The organism is Petrotoga sibirica DSM 13575, from assembly GCF_002924625.1.
GTDB lineage: Bacteria > Thermotogota > Thermotogae > Petrotogales > Petrotogaceae > Petrotoga > Petrotoga sibirica.
On sequence record NZ_JAHC01000016.1, the window covers coordinates 1 to 18,441 of the forward strand.

Consider the following 18,441-nt stretch of genomic DNA (forward strand, 5'->3'; position numbering starts at 1 on the left):
ACCCTTGCTTGCTCCATCTGCTCGATTATGGGCTCCTGGGATTCTATAGCTGTGACTATTTGATTGAATGTGTTTTTGAATTGTTCAAATATGCCTTTCATCTTGTTGAACATTTCAGTTGGTTCGTCTGAGGTTAGTCCATATTGCATAACCAAAAGTTGAGAATCCAATTCATTAAAAGCGTTTAAAATATTGTTTTTATCACCAAGAGATTTGGATGAAAAATACATGGAAGATAAATTATCTATATTATCCAATTTATTTAGTAAACTATTAGCATAAAAAACAAGGGTTGAAATATTATTTTCTTGGGCTAAGGTTTTAAACTCGGTAATAATTTGACGTAATTCATTGGATATATCTTTAAAATCTTGATTTACGAGTCTATTTTTTTCTTCGTTCAATTGAACAATTTGATTAAAATTACTTTCATACTCTCCTATCTTTGTGATTACGTTTTGCACAACTGTAGAATCGGTACTTTCACCTGTAAAGAAACTTTGAACTGTGTTGATATTTTGAGTAAAAGTTTCTTTTGTTTGTTCATCATAGTTAACTACATAGTCTTTGAAGGCTAAAGCTGCTCCAAAAAAGTTATTTTCTATTTCAGAGATTTGATTCGTTACCTCAGATAAATCCCTATAACTACCCAACCCATCGTTGGACCTTGCCAAAGAAAAAATATTGAAAAATATCGCTGCCCCAAATAAGACAAAAATTACAACGATAATTGCAATTATCCTTCCTCTTACGCTTTTGAACGACATAGAATTTTTCCTCCTTTATCTTCAATTATCTTAGGTATAATTATAATATAAAAAGGCAAAGAAAAGCAAATAAAAAGTTGTTAAGAATATTTTTTTATTTTTAATAGATATAATGCGAAATGAAAAATTAAAGATAATATATGGTATAATGGTATATAGTATAATTAAAGAAGAAGGAGGAGGAGGCAGATTATGCAATATAACAATTTAGGTAAGGCGGGTATAAAAGTAAGTGAGATTTCATTCGGATCTTGGCTAACTTTTGGAAACCAACTAGATACAGAAGGGGTTAAATCGTGTTTGCGTACCGCTTATGAAAACGGCGTTAACTTTTTTGACAACGCAGAAGCCTACGCTAATGGTCTTTCTGAATCTCTAATGGGAATGGCAATCAAAGAGTACAAAAGAGAAGATCTTGTAATTTCCACAAAAATATTTTGGGCTGGAAAAGGCCCAAACGATAGAGGGCTATCAAGGAAGCATCTTTTAGAAGGAACTTGGAACTCTCTAAAAAGGCTACAAGTTGATTATGTGGACCTTATATTTTGCCATAGGCCAGATCCTACAACCCCCATTGAAGAAACGGTATTCGCAATGGATTATATAATAAGAAACGGTTTAGCTCTTTATTGGGGAACTTCTGAATGGAGTGCGGAGCAATTGGAAGAAGCTTATCTAGTAGCGGATAAAAGGAATCTTATTCCGCCCACAATGGAACAACCTCAATACAATATGTTAGTTAGAACCAAAGTTGAAAAAGAATTTAAACCTCTTTATGAAAAACATGGATTAGGATTAACCACATGGAGTCCGTTGGCCAGTGGGGTATTAACCGGAAAATACAACGATGGAATCCCCCAAGACAGCAGACTTGCAAAATTTGAAAACTTACGAGAAGAGTTCGAAAAAGGCGGACTATTATCTCAAGAAAATATCGAAAAGGTCAGAAAATTGACAAAAATAGCTAACGATTTAGGCGCAACAATGGCTCAGCTTGCTATTGCCTGGATATTGAAAAATCCTGACGTTAGCACCGTAATTACCGGTGCAAGTAAACCAGAACAGGTGGAAGAAAATGTAAAGGCTTCTCAGATAAAAGAAAAACTTACAGACAGCGTAATGGAAGAAATTGAAAAAATTCTAAACAACAAACCCTTATAAAAATGATTAAAATCCCACCGAATTGGTGGGATCTTTTAACTTTCTTTAGCTTAAAGGACCTCAGACTTTGATTATGTCAAGCCACAAACATTGGAAATAGTTATATTTAAGACAATGCAACTCTTTTGTGTGCTTCTTCAGTGAATAGTTATCTGCTATTTCCTTTAAAAATGAAACTAAAAAAGTCCTTTTTTAAATATGTATAGCTAATCCTTCCACGCTTTCCTCTGCACCTAGGATACTTTCCGTTAAAGTTGGGTGAGGATGTATACTATCTGTTAGTTGCTCTACACTCATTCCATACTTTACAGCCAAAACTCCTTCCATAATCATATCTGTCGCGTTCGGGGATACAATAGTTACACCTAATACTTTTTTAGTCTCTTTGTCAGCTATTATCTTTGCAAAACCATCTCTCTCTTCCATAGTCCTCGCTCTACCGTTAGCAGATACAGGGAATTTTGAAATGATAACTTTTTCAGGATCAATTTCTTTTTCTTTTTGCCCAACAGTTGCTATTTCTGGGTTAGAGAAAATAATGTTTGGCACAGCACTGTAATCCATTTCCTTGGCTTCGCCTGCGATATTGTGGGCGGCTACTATCCCTTCATTCATAGCTACATGAGCTAACATTATGTGGGCTCTAATATCTCCTATTGCATATACATTTTCTACGTTTGTTCTCATTTTGGAATCTGTCTTAACACCTTTTTCTATCTCTACACCTAAATTTTTAATATCTTGCGTTATAACAGGTCTTCTTCCCACAGCAAGTAAAATCTTTGAGCTTATTATTTCTCTGGTTTCACCGTTGAAATCGATTTTCGATACGTATGAATCTTCATTTTTTTGGATATCTACAACCTTATGTTTTTCTAAGACTTCCACACCTTTTCTAACCAAAGATTTTTTTGCTTCTTCTGCAACATCTTTATCCTCATTGGGAAGAATATGTTCAAGCAGTTCAACGACAAAGACTTTTTTACCTAAACTTGCAAAAAATGTAGCAAATTCTACACCGATTACCCCTCCACCAACTATCAAAATCGATTCTGGCATCTGTTTCATCGTAAATACATCATCACTTGTCCAAATTCCTTCAATTTTATCGAAAGGTGGAAAAATTATTGGTTCTGAGCCATGTGCTAAAATAATGTTTTCTGTTTCTACAGTTTTTTCGCCAACTTTTATATGATTTTTATCGATTATTTCAGCGGTACCTTGTATTAAATCGATATGATTTTTCTTAAATAGATATTCTATACCTTTTTTGGATTGTAGAACAACTTTTTTCATATGTTTCATTATTTCGTTTATTTCATAAGTAACTTCACCTACTTTTATGCCTAATTTGTTTGATTTTTTTAAAATCTCTTCGTAAAGATGTGAAGAGGTCAACATTGCTTTTGTGGGGATACAACCTTTGTTAGTACAAGTTCCACCAAGATTTTCTTTCTCAACAACGGCAACCTTTTTCCCTAATTGAGATAACCTTATTGCCGCCACATAACCGCCTGGACCTGAGCCGATAACAACAACATCGTACATTAGAATTTCCTCCCATTTAATTTGATGTTCTGCTTTTTATATCTCTAAAATATTATATATAGCCCCTTCCCCCGCTCCCAACCCAAAAGGAAAGGAAGTTTTATCCTCCACCACGACAGTTCACTCATAAGAATAAAAGTCTTTTTACCCTTCGCCTAGAAGCCCGTTTGATTTAATCTTTCTAATATTATTATAACAAAAATGGGGAGCTTTCCTCCCCTTTGACATAATTCACTATTATTTTAGATCTTTTAACGCTTCCAAAACCAAACCTGCATGCATTAAAGCTGGACCTCCACCCATCAAAACTGCAACCCACGCCGCTTCCAGAATTTCCTCTTCTGTGGCACCTGCTTCTAACGCAAATTTCACATGACACGCGATACACCATTCACAGTCTCTGGCTATAGAAAGTGCAACAGCTATTAACTCTTTAGTCTTTTTATCAAGCGCGGCTCCTTCTTCTTTTTCGATTGCCTCCATCATGTTTTGGAAACTCTTCATTTGCTCTGGATTTGTCTTAGAAAACTCCTTCATCCAGCCCATTGCTTTTTGAAAACTATCTTTCATACTCACGGTAATCACCCCTTTTATAATTTTTGTTCAATATTTTACAAATCTAAAAAAGGACCCCTTTGAAGGATCCTTTATTGTATTGGCTGGGGGAGGAGGATTCGAACCTCCACTAACGGAGTCAGAGTCCGCTGTCCTGCCATTAGACGATCCCCCAATCAGCTAAATTATTATATCACAAAATTTTTTTGTTGACAAGTAAATTTGGGGATGATATAATTAGTATATACTGTATATACATTAGAATTTTGAAATTTCTAAAGGTAGTCTACACAAAACATAGAAGGAGGCTTTTTTATGACTTTTGATTCCTTGATAGAAAAAGTAGTTTCTCAATCTCAAAGAAATTATTTATTACTTATTACTTCTTTGGGATGGGCTATGGTGGCTGCATATGTAATGATAATTTCGTTCACTCTTCCGCTACTTATACAAGAATGGAACTTGTCTAATATTTTCGCTTCAACGATTGCTAGTTCAACTTTTATAGGCATGTTTATAGGTACATTGAGTGCTGGAATTATCTCAGATTACTTTGGCAGAAAGAAGTCTGCAATGTTTTTGTTGTTTCTCGGAAGTTTTTTCAGTGTTCTTAGTGGTTTTATAGGTTCTCCAACTCTTTTCATTATTTTTAGGATTTTATCTGGTATTGGTTTTGGAGGTTCGATGCCTGTTTTAAACGCATATTTAACAGAATTTTTGAATGTTTCAATTAGAGGCAAATACTTAGTTTATTTAGAAAGCAGCTGGGCAATTGGAAGCATATTCATCGCTATTATCCATATGTTTATTGCAAGAAATTTTACTTGGAGGTTGGATTATATATTTTTAGGGGCTGGGTTTATTCCTTTTTTGCTTTTATTTACCGTCCCTGAATCTCCAAAGTACTTGCTAATAAGAGAGAAAAAAGAGAAGTTTGAAAAACTTTTTAATTACAACATTCAAGAAAAAATTACTTTACCTAAGAAGGAAAAAGTAACCATTAATGCACTTTTTAAAAAAGGTTATTTAGTTAGAAGTCTCAATATACTTCTGTTATGGTTTACTATGAGTTTTGGATATTACGGTATTTTTGTTTGGGTGAAAGGGATTTTAGCTCAGAAAGGTGTGAATATCGTTTTGACAGATTGGTACACTTTTTACATGTTTTTAGCGCAGTTACCAGGTTATTTATTAGCAGCGTATCTTATTGAGAAGATCGGAAGAAGAAAAAGCGTTTTATTATTTGCTTTAGGAACAGCTATTTCTTTCATTATATTCGCCAGTGTTTCTTCAAATCTATTAGTATTGATTTTTAGTCTAGTGGTTTCCATTTTTTGTATGGGTGAGTGGGGGTTGACATATGCTTACACTCCTGAACTTTATCCAACAACTATGAGAGGAACAGCTAACGGTGTTTCAGGTGCCTTAACTAGGTTCTCTGGCTTCATCGCACCTTTTTATACTTCATATTTTCTTGAAAGAGGCAACATAAATATAGGATTGATAGGGATTGCAATCCTTTTCATGCTGACAGGAATATTAAACTTTATCTTTCTACCCGAAACTATGAAAAAAGAGGTAGATTGAGGGACAAAAACTTTTGGCCCCAATACTCAAAAATAAGTGAGTATTGGGGTTTTTTTAACATAGGTTCAAATGTTAGAAACTATTTTATGGGAAAATAATTGCGAATTTCATCTCACTTAAAAAGTTTTTCTGATGGAGTCAATAATTATTATGAAATGTGAAGGCTGCGGTATAGAGATACAAATGGAAGACCCTAAAAAACCAGGATATATCCCTGAGAACGTTCTAAAAGAAAAAATGGAAAACAACCAATCTTTAGTTTGCCAAAGATGCTTTAAATTAAAGCATTATAATTATTTGTTGCCTATAACAATAAATTCCGATTTTTCCCATGAAATTGACACGATTTTGAAGGATTTCAAAACAGTTTTGTGGGTGGTAGATGTTATAGATTTCGAAGGCACATTTAGAAAAGAGATTGCTGAAAAAATAAAAGGGAAGAATATTTTTTTAATAGTTAATAAAATCGATCTCCTACCGAAAAGCACACCTTACACAGAATTAAAAAATTGGTTGTTTTTGAGAATCAAAGAAATGGGTCTAAATATTCCCGATGATCATGTGAGAATGGTCAGTGTTAAAACAGGTATGGGAATAGAAAAAACAAAGAAACTGCTTTTGCAAAAAGAGAATGAAAAGGCATTAGTAGTAGGGGTAACCAATGTAGGTAAATCATCTTTTTTGAACAGACTTGTGGGGGGAGAAATAACTGTAAGTGCTTATTCTGGAACCACTTTGAAGGTATTAAAAGCAAAATTACCTAACACAAACTTACAATTGTTCGATACACCAGGTATTTTCACTCAAGACAGATTGTGTGATTTTTTTGATATTTATACTCAAGTTAAGATGATTCCTTTTAAAAAAATTAAGATTAAAACTTTCACAGTGAATGAAAAAAATGTTCTTTTTATCAGCGGATTGCTCTGGATGAAAGTTTTAAAGAATGGTGTTAACAATTTACCCCCCATAATCACGGTATTTCTTCCAGAAGAGATATCGGCTCATAGGGCAAAAGAAGAAAGAATTAATGACTTACTTCACAATAGAGAGGTTTTATTTCCGCCTTATGATAAAAATTTTGATTTTAACCAAATAGAGTTTGAAAAAGAAATTGTAAAGATTGATAAGGGAAATGATATAGCCCTTCCCGGGGTGGGATGGCTTTCCGTAAAAAGAGGCCCTTTAATAGCCGAGATCTCAAAACCTAAAGAGTTCAGGTATCTGGTAAGAAAATCGATGAAATAGGAAAATTTCATAAGAACCAATTGCGGGTGGGCTGCGGGGTGAAGGGGCGCTGCCTATAGAGTTTTCGAGCTTCAAAGAGAGTAGGATTTCATCATTTATGGAGGTGTTAAAACTTGCAATTGAAAGAACCAGGAATCGTTGTTGGGGTATCCAATAGACACGTACACTTATCACAAGAGGATTTGGAAAAGTTGTTTGGTGAAGGTTATGAATTAACTCCTTTGAGACAGTTGGGACAGCCGGGGCAATACGCATCTGAAGAATGTGTAGATTTGATAGGGCCAAAGGGATCTTTGCAAAAAGTGAGAATATTAGGCCCTGTGAGAAAAGAGTCACAAGTCGAAATTTCTAGAACCGACTCTTTTAAATTGGGAGTAAACCCTCCTGTTAGAGACTCAGGAGATATAGAGGGAACACCAGGGATTACAATAAAAGGACCTGTTGGTGAAATACAGTTAAACAAGGGTGTAATCATTGCCAAAAGGCACATACATATGCACCCAGAGAACGCCGAACATTATGGCGTTAAGGATAAAGACTTAGTTTCAGTATATTGTGACAAAGAAGGAAGAAGACTTGTTTTTCAAGATGTTTTGATTAGAGTTAGTGAAAAATTTGCATTAGAGTTTCATGTTGATATCGACGAAGCTAATGCAGCTTTACTCAACAACGGAGATTATATCAAAATTATAGAAAAATTCTAAAAACCGGTGTATTCACCGGTTTTTTCAATCAATATCAGAAGGTATTTCATAGGTTATACCCCCATATTTTCCTTCGGATATTTCTTTCAGAAAGATATTTCTTCCCCTTTCGTAATCTGGAACCCCGCCTTTTTTTAGAAAATTTCTCTTCATACAAAATTTTTCAATGAATTCAATTGCATTTTCACAGTTGTCCCATTCTTCTAAAACTGAATCCAAAATAGTAGTATACTCTCGTTTCAAAAAGTCAAAAAGATAGAAGAGTGCTTCGTCCATTTCCGAATCTTCTGCTTTTAGAGAACCAATTAGAATTAATTTGTTCACAAGATCTTTGTTAAAAAGTTTTGGATACAACACACCCGGTGTATCAAGAATTTTTAAGTCCTTCGATACGGTTATCCATTGTAACCCTCTTGTCATCCCAGGTTTATTGCCGACTGCTGCAGATTTTTTACCTTTTAAACGGTTTATAAAGGTAGACTTACCAACATTTGGTATACCAACTATCATAAGAGTTTTTTCATTGAACTTTTGAGGGACGATGGGATAAATGTGATTTAAAAAAAAGTCTTTCACATTGAATTCATTGAGACTAAGTGAAAAAACATCCTCACTTTTCTCTTTATAATACTTTTCCCATAACTTGGTTTTTTTCATGTCGCAAAGGTCTTTTTTATTGAGAACAATTATTCTTTTTTTGTTCCTAAAAAGTTGTTCTTCTTCGTATGCTCTGCTCGCGTATGGAGCCCTTGCATCAAGGATCTCTACTATGGCATTGACAAGTTTTAAATGCTTTTTTATCAAAGATTTTGTTTTTTCTATGTGCCCTGGATACCACATGCTCTTAACCCCTTTAAACAGTTATTTTCACGATTATTTTTATTTTTCTTAAATTGTGGTATAATAATAGTAATAAAAGTATACCTTATTTTGTAAAAAGATCAAAGAGGAGGGATAATCTATTCTGAGATATTCTATCTCTATACCTGAAAATATTGAACCGATTGAAATTTTTGGGGCTTATGATAGCCGAACAAAGTACATTAAAAAAGAGATGAACGTAGATATACACTATAAAAACAGAAAAATTTTCATCGAAGGGAAGGACGACGACTCGGTCAATAAGACATCAAAGATATTCACAGAACTTTTAGAAATTTTAGACGAAGGTCATTTACTTGATTGGGATGAATTTCAATACGTGGTTTCTAGGTATAAAACCAAAGGGAATGGTTCGAAGACTGAAGAAAAGAAAAAATCGATGAAAGATGTGATCAATACCCGCATTGTGGGTACTCAAATATTCGCAAAAACTGAGGGCCAAGCGAATTACATCGACTACTTAAAAAATAATGACATAGTTTTTAGTATAGGACCAGCCGGAACAGGCAAAACATATCTCGCAGTTGCTATGGCGGTGGATTATTTAAGATCAGGTAAAGTTCAAAGGATAATATTAACAAGACCCGCTGTTGAAGCAGGAGAAAAATTAGGTTTTTTACCTGGTAACTTTTATGAAAAGGTTGACCCGTATTTAAGGCCCTTGTACGATGCTTTACTTGATTTTATGGATACTGACAAACTGATTTCATACAGAGAAAAAGGTATTATAGAAATACTTCCATTAGCTTACATGAGAGGTAGAACGTTAAACAATTCTTATATTATTTTAGACGAAGCTCAGAATACAACTTATCAGCAAATGAAGATGTTTTTAACAAGGATAGGTTTCAACACTAAGGCAGTCATCACTGGAGATGTCACTCAAATAGACTTAGAAAAAAAGAAAGATTCGGGGTTACTATCTGTTAGAAAGGTTTTGAATGGTAACATTTCAGGAATAAAATTCATTGAGCTTTCAAATAACGATGTGGTAAGGAATCCTTTAGTAAAAGAAATTATAAAAGCCTATGAAGATTATGAAAACTCTGTATAAATAAGGAAGTGTTTTTCATTATATGAAGAACAAAAGTACTGAAAATACTAAGCGGACTGATAAAAATCTTTTTCAAAAAGTTAATTTATTTTTCTCTAAAAATAAGGGTTTTATAATTAGGATTTTTCTTTTTATATTTTTAGCTTTATTCACAGAATGGCTCATTTTTAACAGAATATCGTTGAATTTTCAGTTGAGTTTTAATTTAGTATTTCTTGTATTTTGGATATTTATCGGAGAATTTTTCTTACCAAAGAATAAGATGTTTAAACTTCATCCTAAAAATTACTGGGCGGCTTTTTTAACGCCGCTCTTTTTCAATATCTTACTGAACCTTTTTGTTTATAAATATGTGAATATATTTGCAATATCGATAATATTGAGTACTTTGATAATAACTTTACTAATAGATTACTCTAGTGGCTTAATTTCGGGTCTCATATTTTCTGCTTACTTCGGTATTTTATTCGGATTTGATTTAAAATTCACAATTTTCTTATTTTTACCTGCAGCGGTTGTCGCACTATCATCCAGAAAGATCAAAAGAAGAATAGAGATAATACTTCCATTTTTTTGGGCTAGTTTAACACAAATTATCGTTGCTTATGTAATTAACTTATACTATACTCCTTTAAACTATCTAATAATAATCGAAAGTAATTTTTTAAGCATGTTTGTAACCATGGGTATTTTACCCTTCTTTGAATACTTAACCAGAGTTTATTCAGAGATCGGTTTATTGGAACTGGGTAATTTAAGCAATCCCTTGCTAAAAAATCTTTCATTGAAAGCACCAGGAACATACTATCACAGCATGATCATATCTAACTTAGCGGAAAGTTCTTCTGAAATTATCAATGGAAATACGGTGTTAGCTAGGGTAGGCTCTTATTTCCACGATATAGGGAAGGTGTGGAGACCTCAGTTTTTCACAGAAAACCAAAAGAATAAAAACCCTCATACCGATATAAGTGCTAAATTAAGCTCTTTGATATTAAACAACCATGTTACCTATGGTATCGAATTGGCAAAAAAACACCGTTTACCCATACTAATAGAGGATATGATAGCACAGCATCATGGTACAAGGGTTAAGCAATTCTTTTACAGAGAATATTATAATCAAACAGGGATAAAAGATACCAACATGTTCAGATACCCTGGACCCATTCCTAAATTTAAGGAAGCTGCCATACTAATGATATGTGATGTAACCGAAGCTATGGTAAGAAGTATGCAAGACTTAAACGCTGTGGGCCTTAATGAAAAGCTTGATAATTTGATAAATTCTCTTTTTTTTGAAGGACAGTTAGATGATTGTGGATTAACACTTAAAGAAATCAAAAAGATGAAAGGTCGTATTGTTAGAACAATAATGGAAATGAACCATAAAAGGATAGCCTACCCCAAAGTTGAAGCAAAAGAACTTAGAGAGTAGAGGGAGGATGCCTTTGAAAATAAACGTTATAAACCAACAAGATTTAAGAACGATAGACACTAAAAAAATCAAAGATATCGCCAAAAAAGTTCTTTTAAATGAGGTTGGCGAAGGAAATTTTGAATTAAACATACTAATTACCAACGATAAGAGTATAAGCGAATACAATAACTATAGAGGCAAAAGTATACCGACAGATGTTTTATCCTTTTCATATGGTTTAAATGAACCTGTCCTTGGAGATATTGTTATCTCTGTTGAAAGTATAGAAAAACAGGCCCCTGATTTTGGCAATTCCTTTGAAGAAGAATTCTATTATATACTTATTCATGGCTTACTACACATCGTTGGCTACGATCATGAAAACTCTGAAGAAGATGCAAAAAAGATGTTCGAAGTTCAAGAACAATATTTTCATCAATTAATTAAAAGCGGGAGGAGATAGTGTTGGCTACAGTAAAACCTTTTAAAGCTTTAAGACCATATAAAGGGATAGAACAGTGTTTTTCTTGCCCACCCTACGATGTACTTGAAGAGGATGAAGTTAAGGAAATAATCTCTAGAAATCCCAATTCTTTTTTGAGAGTAACAAGGTCCGAAGTAGAGGCTGAAGAAGATTCTAAAGAGGCTATTTACAAAAAAGCCAACGAAAATCTTGAATCCTTTATCAAAAATGGAGTATTAATCAAAGATTCCGAGCCATCTTTTTATATTTATCGAGAAACCTGGAAAGGGGTTTCTCAAACAGGCTTTTTTGCTGTTGTGAGTGTAGATGAGTACGATAAAGGAATTATAAAAAAGCATGAATTAACCAGAAGGGACAAAGAAGACGATAGGACAAATCACATATTAAATTTAAATGCACAAACTGGACCTGTTTTCTTAACCTACAAAGCCCAAGAGGATTTAAAAACAATCATTGACAAGATCATAAAAAACAAAGAATTTCTTTATTCTTTTTGCGATGAAAACAATGTTAAACATGAACTTATTAAAATCCAAGAAGAAGACGAAAAGGAACAAATCGAAAAAACTTTTAACAGCATCGATTATCTTTACATTGTAGATGGACACCATAGAGCTGCTGCAGCTTCCAGAGCTCAAAAAATAATGAAAGAAAAAGACACGAATTACTCTTTGAATAAACCATACAATTATTTTATGGCGGTCATTTTCCCACACAATGAACTCAGGGTACTCCCATACAATAGAATAGTTAAAGATCTAAACGGTTTAAAAGAAGAAGAATTTTTGAAAAAGATCGGTTCCTATTTTGAAGTAGAAGAAGCTCCCTTTTCTCCCTATTCTCCTGATTCCTCACACTCTTTTGGAATGTATCTTCAAAAAAAATGGTACAAACTCACATTTAAAGGTGAAGAAAGTGAAGATCCTGTTGAAAACCTAGATGTACAAATATTACAAAAATATCTATTGGATCCCGTACTTTCCATAAAAGATCCCAGAAGCGATCCAAGAATATATTTCCTTGGTGGTATTAGAGGCGTAAAAGAAATCGAAAAGTGGGTAGATACAAAAGATTGGAAAGTTGGATTTTCTATGTATCCTACTCAAATAGACCAACTCCTAAAAGTTGCTGACATGAACAAGATAATGCCGCCTAAATCCACTTGGTTTGAACCAAAATTGAGGAGTGGCTTATTAATTCACGAAATAAGCTAACACTTTTTCTCACGCGTTAGAGGTGGTATAGATAAAATACTATAATTTTGATTTAAAAAACAAAATCGAAGAAATAAAAACTCATGCCGTTGACATGAAAATTCAAGTAGATGAGATAAAGATATTTGAAAATAATCTGTACGGAATTAAAAGAAAATGGAAGATTTTATCTTCGCATAACTCAGTTGATTTCATAAAACGCATATTATGCCCCAGTGACGACGTTATGCTAACCTATTATCATGATGAGAAAGGCGAAATGTCTAAATATCTCATTTATATAGATTTTGGTAAATACAATGTCAACACCGACAATATTGAATTTCAAGATCAAGAATTGGATCTTCTAGTTTATAACAACTTAAAATACAAAATACTCGATATGGACGAATTATTAAATGCTTTTGATTGCAAAAAAATCACTTTTTCTGATATACAAAAGATTTTAATAACTCTTGAGCAGTTTATTAATAATTTTAATTATTTGGGTATAATCGGCGCTCTTCAACTCAGATTTGGCACAAACGCTATTAATTGGCTTTTGAAAAACAAAACTAGTATAGTATAATAACTCATAACTGGAGGGGAAAATATTGAGAAAACTTTATCGTTCCAGAGAAAACAAGATTTTAGCTGGCGTTTGTGGAGGCTTAGGTGAATATTTCCAAATAGATCCAGTCATCATAAGATTGTTGTGGATTGTATTAAGTTTAGTTTGGGGATTCGGAGTTATTTTGTACATAATCGCAATTTTTATAATTCCCCCTCAACCTCAAGGAAATAATTATTCTGAACAATTTGAAGAAACACCCGAAAACGGGCATAGTCATATTTCACATAATATAGAAGACGAAGACAGAAAAGTCGTCATAGGTTTATTTGCTTTACTATTTATCGTAATTGGGCTAATTATTTTAGTAAGTATGATAACTCCTTCTACATTCTTCTTTAGAAATTTTATCAAAATCGTGATAAGTATATTACTGATTGGAATTGGGGCATATTTAATTTCCAAATCAAGAACCAAAAAATAATTTCGGACGAAAGGCAAAGACTCTTTTATCCTTAGGGGTGGGCTGCGGGGTCTAAGGGACCGCAGGTCCCTTCCTTAATAAGGGCGGGCTGCAGGGCGAAGGGGCTCTAAAGAAAGCTTTTTAAGAGTGTATATAGTATTATTTTAGTGCTTTTTTTCACATAAATATGTTAAAAATTGCTCAAATTTAATGAAAATATTAACAATTTAGATTCTATTAATAAATACCATTAAAATTTTTGCATCTCAAAAATAAAAGGAGGCGAAGGAATGGAAAAGTATTATGAAAAAGAACTTTTGGAAGAACTTCACGATATTCAAGAAACATACGGGTTCATCTCTGAAGAGGATATCTTGAGAATCTCACAAAAAAGAGACATCCCCAAAGCTCAGTTGTACGGAGTGATCAGTTTTTATTCTATGTTCCATCTTGAACCAACTGGGAAATACATCGTACGTGTTTGTGACAGTGTCTCATGTAGATTAAACGAGTCAGCAGCACTAGTTAAAGCCCTAAAAGATTATCTCAAAGTTGGAGAAAATGAAACCACAAAAGACAAAAAATTCACATTAGAGGTAGTTGAATGTTTAGGACATTGCGATGAAGGACCTGTAATGATGGTTAACGATACTTATTACACCAATCTGACGGTTACAAAGGCTATTCAAATACTCGATTCACTGGAATAGGAGGGGAATACATGGAAAGAATCTTTCTAAAAAAGGACTTGGGTAAAAGTTTGGAAGAATACGACTTTCCAGGCTTGAAAAATGTTTTTAAGATGCAGCCCCAACAAGTTATCAGCAAAATAAAAGAAAGTGGTTTAAGAGGAAGAGGGGGAGCCGGTTTTCCTACAGGTATAAAATGGGAAACGGTGCTTTCAATTGAAGATGACACCAAGTTTATCATATGTAATGCGGATGAAGGAGAACCAGGAACTTTCAAAGACAGATTTTTGTTGGAAAATCTACCCTTTAAAGTTTTGGAAGGCATAATAATCAGTGGTTATGCCACTGGATCAAAATATGGTTACATCTACATTAGAGGTGAATACGTAGAAGCAATAAAAATCGTTAAGAAAGCTATCGAAAAACTTTATGAAAAAAATATATTGGGAGAAAATATTCTAAACTCAGATTTCTCGTTTGATTTGAAGTTAGTGAGAGGTGCAGGCGCCTACGTATGTGGAGACGAAACATCTTTAATTAATTCCATTGAAGGAGACAGAGGAAAATCCCGTATAAAGCCTCCCTTACCAGTTTTTGAGGGATTGTATGGTAAACCGACAGTTGTCAATAACGTTGAAACATTAGCTGCAGCAGCAGAAATAATGAACTATGATAACAACCCTTATTCAGAAATGGGAACTGAAAAAAGTAGAGGAACAAAATTAGTCTCTATCAGTGGTGACGTTAACAAACCAGGCGTTTACGAAGTAGAATTTGGAAAGTTAACAGTTAGAGATATCGTACAAGAATTGGCAGGAGGGGTTAAAGGAGAAAAAATCGGTTTTGTTATACCAGGTGGAATTTCCACCGAAATATTAACTGAAGAGGAATTAGATGTACCTTACACCTATGAAAATCTTCAAAAAATGGGGAGTAACATCGGATCTGGCGGAATGATAGTAGTTTCTTCACAAAGAAATTATTTAGAAATCGTTAAAAATGTCTCCGACTTTTTCCGAGACGAAACATGTGGAACGTGTTTCCCATGTAGAGAAGGAAACAAGAATATAAGCAAAATCGTTTCGGATATATATAAAAGAGGATATCCAACTTCAAAAGATATAGAAATAATCTCTGATATACAGTACGCGGTAAGTTCTGCAGCACGCTGTGGATTTGGAGAATCTTCGTTGAACCTCATTCTCTCCCTGTTTGAGAAATTTTACACAAAGAAGGTGGAAGTATGAAAGTAAAGATAAACAACAGAGAATATGAATTTGACCATGAAATTAGTATTTTAGATGCCACAAAGAACGCTCACATAAAAATACCAACACTTTGTTATTCTGAAAAGCTTGAACCTTTTGGAAGTTGTAGACTTTGCTCTGTTGAAATAAAGGGTGAAAGAACCTTAAAACCAGCTTGTGTAACAAAAATAACCGATGGTATGGAAATCTTTACTCATTCTCAAAGAGTAAGAAAAACAAGAAAAACTATCATGGAATTGATAATAGCTTCTCATGGAATAAGCTGCAACTTAAATTGCCTTACATGCTCAAAATCCGGCAGTTGTGAGATAAAAGAGGTTGCTGAAGAAATAGGTGTAACTGAAATAAGGGTCCCCCCGATATCTAATGGTTTATCAGAAGACCAAAGCAGTTATTCAATTGTCAGAGAACCTCAAAAATGTATCGTTTGTAACCGATGCGTCAGAAAATGCTCAGAAGTCCAGTCGGTTAACATATTAACAATTGCAAACAGAGGGCCAGATACATACGTTACAACTTTCATGGACAAAGGTATGGGGAACGTAGATTGTACAAATTGTGGACAATGTATCTTAGAATGCCCCACAGGAGCATTACATGAGGTTTATCAAATGGACCAAGTATGGGCTGCTCTCTCTGACGAAAGTAAATTTGTAATCGTTCAAACGGCTCCTGCCGTTAGAGTTGCAATATCTGAAGAATTCGATGCCGAACCAGGAAAAATCGCAACAAAACAAATGGTGGCAGGGTTAAGATTGTTAGGATTTGATAAAGTCTTCGATACTAACTTTGCTGCTGACTTAACGATAATGGAAGAAGCTAATGAATTCCTTGAAAGATTTAAAAACAATGGGAAGCTTCCTTTATTCACCTCTTGTAGTCCAGGATGGGTTAAATTCTTAGAACATAATTATCCCGAATTTATTGATAACCTTTCATCGTGTAAATCTCCTCAACAGATGTTTGGAGCTATTGCCAAAACATATTATGCAAACAAATTAGGAATCTCAAAAGAAGATATGGTTGTCGTTTCTGTCATGCCATGTACCGCCAAGAAATTTGAACGGGTTAGACCAGAAATGAAGGGCGATGTCGATTATGTATTAACCACCCGCGAATTGGCAAAAATGTTTAAACTAGCTGGTATAGATTTGCTGAACGTTCCACCGGAAGAATACGATGAACCTTTAGGTATCTCTTCTGGTGCCGGCGCTATTTTTGGAGCAACAGGTGGTGTCATGGAAGCTGCTCTTAGAACTGCTTACGAGGTAATAACTGGTGAAGAATTAGAAAAATTGGACTTTGAAGCCGTTAGAGGCATTAAAGGAATAAAGGAAGCTACCGTGGAAATTGATGGAATAAATTTAAAAGTAGCTATCGTGAATGGTTTAGGTAACGCCAGAAAGGTTTTAGAAATGATCAAAAGTGGTGAAAAAGAGTATCAATTTGTGGAATTCATGGCATGTCCAGGTGGATGTATTGGTGGAGGTGGTCAACCTATCCCAACAAACAAGGAAATAATTCTAAAAAGGATGCAAGCGATATACGAAATTGACAGATCCTTACCAATAAGAAAATCTCATGAAAACCCTGCTATTAAAACTTTATACGAAGAATTTCTAGAAGAACCATTAAGCGAGAAATCTCATGAATTGTTGCACACAACTTATGTTGCAAGGAGTTAATAAGGGCCTTTTGGCCCTTATTTTTCAATAGGCAAAAATAAAGAAAACACAGTTCCTTTTCCGACTTCGCTTTCCACTTCTATTCTTCCATTATGAGCATTAACGATCTCTTTGACAATTGCCAGCCCTAAGCCAGTACTTTTTTCACTGCTTGTCCTTGCTTTATCTCCTCTATAGAAACGATCGAATATTCTATGTGAATCTTCTTGGGGAATACCTCTACCGGTGTCTTCTATGGATATTTAGCAAAATTACTAATTTTAACAGAAGAAATAGTAACTTTTCCTTTATCCGTGTACTTTAAAGAATTATCTAAAATATTTATAATAGCTTCTTTTAATTTATCTTTATCTGCCAAGATATTTAACTTTTCCAATTTTTCAACTTGCAAAGTTAACCCCTTGTTGTGGTATAAAGGACTAACTTTTTTTATGACTTCCTCCAACAAAGATCTCAAATTAGTTTTCGTAAAATTGTAAAATTGAGTTTTGTTATCACTCCTAGCTAAAAAAAGCAATTTATCGATAATTTCTGACATATAAGAAGTTTCTTCTAAGATCGACTCTAAAGATTTTTTATACTCTTCTATGGATCTGTCTTTTTTCAATGACAAACTACTTTCAGCTTGAATTACAGAAAATGGCGTTCTCAAATCATGAGAAACATCTGCGGTGAATTGCTTCTGTTGTTCAAAGGCTTTTTCAAGTCTAGAAATCATTTGATTCAATGTGGAGGCTAGCCTTCCTAACTCATCTTGTGACTTTACTTTTATTCTTTCATTCAAATTATTTTCTTCGATATTCTTTGCAGTATTTATAATTTTTTCAACAGGTTTAAGAGAACTATCAGCGTAAAAAAATCCTCCGATCCCTGCAAGAATCATTACCAAAACACCAGTCGATATCCTACATTTTTTCCTCAAGAATAGTTCTGGTAACTACTATTTTTGGGTTTCTCATAAAATACTCCAAGATATTGTATTCCTTTGGGGTTAATTTTAATTTTTTCTCTCCCATCCAAACCTCCCTTGTTAAGGTGTTTAAAGTTAAATCTCCTACTTTAAGAATTGGGTTGCGAGTAAAACTTTCTCTTCTTAGCAAAGACCTAACCCTTGCAAATAATTCATCGAAATCAAAAACTAATTTTCTGACTTTCAAATTAA

Annotated in this window: 19 protein-coding genes, 1 tRNA gene and 1 pseudogene; 13 read left to right on the plus strand and 8 right to left on the minus strand. The window is 34.0% G+C overall.

What is annotated here, in order from left to right; translation table 11 throughout:
• Positions 1–767, minus strand: a pseudogene (locus AA80_RS03595) (methyl-accepting chemotaxis protein); the annotation flags it as partial.
• Positions 768–959: 192 nt separating this feature from the next.
• Here AA80_RS03595 and AA80_RS03600 point away from each other — a divergent pair.
• Positions 960–1,928, plus strand: coding sequence for a potassium channel beta subunit family protein (locus AA80_RS03600; protein WP_103876457.1), 969 nt, complete (start codon positions 960–962; stop codon positions 1,926–1,928).
• Between the two features lie 192 nt (positions 1,929–2,120).
• Here AA80_RS03600 and lpdA read toward each other — a convergent pair whose 3' ends face one another.
• From lpdA to AA80_RS03615, 3 genes are all read right to left on the minus strand, one after another.
• Complete coding sequence (gene lpdA, locus AA80_RS03605) at positions 2,121–3,476, minus strand: dihydrolipoyl dehydrogenase (protein ID WP_103876458.1); 1,356 nt, start codon at positions 3,474–3,476, stop codon at positions 2,121–2,123.
• A gap of 237 nt (positions 3,477–3,713) precedes the next feature.
• On the minus strand, positions 3,714–4,046 hold the full coding sequence (locus tag AA80_RS03610; protein WP_103876662.1) for a carboxymuconolactone decarboxylase family protein: 333 nt from the start codon (positions 4,044–4,046) through the stop codon (positions 3,714–3,716).
• An 86-nt stretch (positions 4,047–4,132) separates the two neighbouring features.
• Positions 4,133–4,206 (minus strand) — tRNA-Gln (locus AA80_RS03615).
• A 140-nt stretch (positions 4,207–4,346) separates the two neighbouring features.
• Here AA80_RS03615 and AA80_RS03620 point away from each other — a divergent pair.
• The 3 genes from AA80_RS03620 (at position 4,347) to pduL (ending at position 7,570) form a co-directional block, all read left to right on the plus strand.
• Positions 4,347–5,618 (plus strand): MFS transporter, encoded by a 1,272-nt coding sequence (locus tag AA80_RS03620; protein ID WP_103876459.1) that lies wholly within the window; start codon positions 4,347–4,349, stop codon positions 5,616–5,618.
• Positions 5,619–5,768: 150 nt separating this feature from the next.
• Positions 5,769–6,866, plus strand: coding sequence for a ribosome biogenesis GTPase YqeH (yqeH, locus tag AA80_RS03625; protein WP_103876460.1), 1,098 nt, complete (start codon positions 5,769–5,771; stop codon positions 6,864–6,866).
• Between the two features lie 113 nt (positions 6,867–6,979).
• Complete coding sequence (gene pduL / locus AA80_RS03630; protein ID WP_103876461.1) at positions 6,980–7,570, plus strand: phosphate propanoyltransferase; 591 nt, start codon at positions 6,980–6,982, stop codon at positions 7,568–7,570.
• 24 nt (positions 7,571–7,594) lie between these two features.
• On the opposite strand, the gene ylqF is transcribed toward pduL, so the two are convergent.
• Complete coding sequence (ylqF, locus tag AA80_RS03635) at positions 7,595–8,410, minus strand: ribosome biogenesis GTPase YlqF (protein WP_103876462.1); 816 nt, start codon at positions 8,408–8,410, stop codon at positions 7,595–7,597.
• 214 nt (positions 8,411–8,624) lie between these two features.
• On the opposite strand from ylqF, the gene AA80_RS03640 reads away from it, so the two are divergent.
• The 9 genes from AA80_RS03640 to AA80_RS03680 all read left to right on the plus strand — a co-directional run bounded on the left by AA80_RS03640 (position 8,625) and on the right by AA80_RS03680 (position 17,279).
• Positions 8,625–9,506 carry a PhoH family protein gene (locus tag AA80_RS03640; protein ID WP_103876463.1) on the plus strand — a complete coding sequence of 294 codons (882 nt, stop codon included), beginning with the start codon at positions 8,625–8,627 and terminating at the stop codon, positions 9,504–9,506.
• A 22-nt stretch (positions 9,507–9,528) separates the two neighbouring features.
• Positions 9,529–10,944, plus strand: a complete 1,416-nt coding sequence (locus tag AA80_RS03645) for an HDIG domain-containing metalloprotein (RefSeq protein WP_103876464.1) — start codon at positions 9,529–9,531, stop codon at positions 10,942–10,944.
• A gap of 7 nt (positions 10,945–10,951) precedes the next feature.
• Positions 10,952–11,389: an rRNA maturation RNase YbeY gene (gene ybeY / locus AA80_RS03650; protein ID WP_233186816.1), complete on the plus strand. Its 438-nt coding sequence runs from the start codon at positions 10,952–10,954 to the stop codon at positions 11,387–11,389.
• A gap of 2 nt (positions 11,390–11,391) precedes the next feature.
• Positions 11,392–12,624, plus strand: coding sequence for a DUF1015 domain-containing protein (locus AA80_RS03655; protein ID WP_103876466.1), 1,233 nt, complete (start codon positions 11,392–11,394; stop codon positions 12,622–12,624).
• Between the two features lie 94 nt (positions 12,625–12,718).
• On the plus strand, positions 12,719–13,192 hold the full coding sequence (locus AA80_RS03660) for a DUF402 domain-containing protein (RefSeq protein ID WP_103927396.1): 474 nt from the start codon (positions 12,719–12,721) through the stop codon (positions 13,190–13,192).
• A 25-nt stretch (positions 13,193–13,217) separates the two neighbouring features.
• Positions 13,218–13,658, plus strand: coding sequence for a PspC domain-containing protein (locus tag AA80_RS03665; RefSeq protein ID WP_103876468.1), 441 nt, complete (start codon positions 13,218–13,220; stop codon positions 13,656–13,658).
• A gap of 269 nt (positions 13,659–13,927) precedes the next feature.
• Positions 13,928–14,347, plus strand: a complete 420-nt coding sequence (locus AA80_RS03670) for an NADH-quinone oxidoreductase subunit NuoE family protein (protein WP_103876469.1) — start codon at positions 13,928–13,930, stop codon at positions 14,345–14,347.
• A gap of 11 nt (positions 14,348–14,358) precedes the next feature.
• Positions 14,359–15,573: a complex I 51 kDa subunit family protein gene (locus tag AA80_RS03675; protein WP_103876470.1), complete on the plus strand. Its 1,215-nt coding sequence runs from the start codon at positions 14,359–14,361 to the stop codon at positions 15,571–15,573.
• Positions 15,570–17,279, plus strand: a complete 1,710-nt coding sequence (locus AA80_RS03680; RefSeq protein WP_103876471.1) for an NADH-dependent [FeFe] hydrogenase, group A6 — start codon at positions 15,570–15,572, stop codon at positions 17,277–17,279. Before AA80_RS03675 ends, AA80_RS03680 begins: the two co-directional genes overlap by 4 nt.
• Before the next feature lie 17 nt (positions 17,280–17,296).
• On the opposite strand, the gene AA80_RS10470 is transcribed toward AA80_RS03680, so the two are convergent.
• From AA80_RS10470 to AA80_RS03695, 3 genes are read right to left on the minus strand one after another with little or no spacing between them, the layout of a single operon-like run.
• Positions 17,297–17,521 carry a sensor histidine kinase gene (locus AA80_RS10470; protein WP_103876663.1) on the minus strand — a complete coding sequence of 75 codons (225 nt, stop codon included), beginning with the start codon at positions 17,519–17,521 and terminating at the stop codon, positions 17,297–17,299.
• The gene (locus AA80_RS03690) at positions 17,512–18,162 is read right to left on the minus strand and encodes a sensor histidine kinase (RefSeq protein WP_103876472.1); all 651 of its coding nucleotides are present in this window, start codon (positions 18,160–18,162) and stop codon (positions 17,512–17,514) included. Before AA80_RS03690 ends, AA80_RS10470 begins: the two co-directional genes overlap by 10 nt.
• A gap of 22 nt (positions 18,163–18,184) precedes the next feature.
• On the minus strand, positions 18,185–18,436 hold the full coding sequence (locus AA80_RS03695; RefSeq protein WP_233186818.1) for a response regulator transcription factor: 252 nt from the start codon (positions 18,434–18,436) through the stop codon (positions 18,185–18,187).
• Positions 18,437–18,441: the final 5 nt, after the last annotated feature.